This window comes from Streptomyces sp. MBT65 (assembly GCF_016612545.1).
Taxonomy (GTDB): domain Bacteria; phylum Actinomycetota; class Actinomycetes; order Streptomycetales; family Streptomycetaceae; genus Streptomyces.
In genome coordinates, this window is record NZ_JAENRY010000625.1 from 1 (window position 1) to 1,867 (window position 1,867).

General features: G+C 74.0%; 1 protein-coding gene. It reads left to right on the top strand.

The features are described 5' to 3' along the window. Positions 1 to 575: 575 nt before the first annotated feature. Positions 576 to 1,867, top strand: a 1,292-nt coding sequence (locus JHN63_RS51095) for an acyl-CoA carboxylase subunit beta (protein WP_200691944.1), incomplete at its 3' end; no start/stop codon positions are given.

The following is a 1,867-nucleotide window of genomic DNA, read 5'->3' on the forward strand; positions in this document are numbered from 1 at the left end:
GCCCCACGCCGCCCTGCCCCACGCCGCTCCACGCCGCCCCGTCCCGGGCGCCCCACGTTTTCCGCACCCCGTCTCAGGCGCCCCCCGACCGTTCCTCAAGCGATCCCTCAGCGCTTCTCCAGCGCTCCGGCCGACCATGGCCGTGGGCCGCGAGGGGAGGAGCCAGGGGCCGGACGGGGAAGTCGGCGGACACCGCAGGCGGGAACACGCCGGGCCCCTTCGCCCGCGCCGCCCGCTCCCGCCCCGGTCACCGCCCCTCCCGCACCCGCGGCCGGCCGCACCCCGCGGCCCTGCCGCGCCGCCCGCACACCAGGGGCGGCGGCCGCCCGGCTCGGGGTGTTCCCGGCGCGCCCCGAGGGGCCTTTCACCCGCAGGAGAGGAAACCTCATGGACGGTTGCTTCCGCTCTCGATGGGACCGGGGCGGATCTCCTCTCCTCCTCCCGGCTGTCCCGGAAACGGACCAGGGATGACCACGACCACCACCACGACCACCACGACCACGACCAAGACGGCAGCGGCGGCGGTGACGGCGTTCGCGCCGCTCGCGGCCGGGCCGGGCGGCCTGCACGCGCACGTGGCGGAGCTGCACGCGATCCGGGCCCAGGCGACGGCCGGGCCGAGCGAGCAGGCGACGGCGGCGCAGCACGCCAAGGGCAAGCTGACCGCCCGGGAGCGGATCGCCCTGCTGCTGGACGAGGACTCCTTCCAGGAGGTCGAGCAGCTGCGCCGGCACCGGGCGACCGGGTTCGGGCTGGAGGCGCGCAAGCCGTACACGGACGGGGTGGTCACCGGCTGGGGCACGGTCGAGGGCCGCACCGTGTTCGTCTACGCGCACGACTTCCGGATCTTCGGCGGCGCGCTGGGCGAGGCCCACGCCACGAAGATCCACAAGATCATGGACATGGCGCTGGCGGCCGGCGCCCCGCTCGTCTCGCTCAACGACGGCGCCGGCGCCCGCATCCAGGAGGGCGTGAGCGCGCTGGCCGGCTACGGCGGCATCTTCCAGCGCAACACCAGGGCCTCCGGCGTCATCCCGCAGATCTCCGTGATGCTCGGCCCCTGCGCGGGCGGCGCCGCCTACAGCCCGGCGCTGACCGACTTCGTGTTCATGGTCCGCGACACCTCGCAGATGTTCATCACCGGCCCCGACGTCGTCCGGGCGGTCACCGGCGAGGAGATCACCCAGAACGGCCTGGGCGGCGCCGACGTGCACGCCGAGACGAGCGGGGTGTGCCACTTCGCCTACGACGACGAGGAGACCTGCCTGGCGGAGGTCCGCTACCTGCTGTCGATGCTCCCGCAGAACAACCGGGAGGCACCGCCGCGGGTGCGCACCGCCGACCCGGCCGGCCGGCGCGGCGAGATGCTGCTCAGCCACGTCCCCGCCGACGGCAGCCGCCCCTACGACATGACCGCCGTCATCGAGGAGATCGTCGACGACGGCGAGTACCTGGAGGTCCACGAGCGCTGGGCCCGCAACATCGTCTGCGCGCTGGCCCGCCTGGACGGCCAGGTCGTCGGCATCGTCGCCAACCAGCCGCAGACCCTCGCCGGCGTCCTGGACATCCACGCCAGCGAGAAGGCCGCCCGCTTCGTGCAGCTGTGCGACGCCTTCAACATCCCCCTGGTCACCCTCCTGGACGTGCCCGGCTTCCTGCCCGGCGTCGGCCAGGAGCACGGCGGCATCATCCGCCACGGCGCGAAACTCCTCTACGCCTACTGCAACGCCACCGTGCCGCGCATCTCCCTGATCCTGCGCAAGGCCTACGGCGGCGCCTACATCGTGATGGACAGCCAGTCCACCGGCGCCGACCTCACCTACGCCTGGCCCGCCAACGAGATCGCCGTGATGGGCGCCGAGGGCGC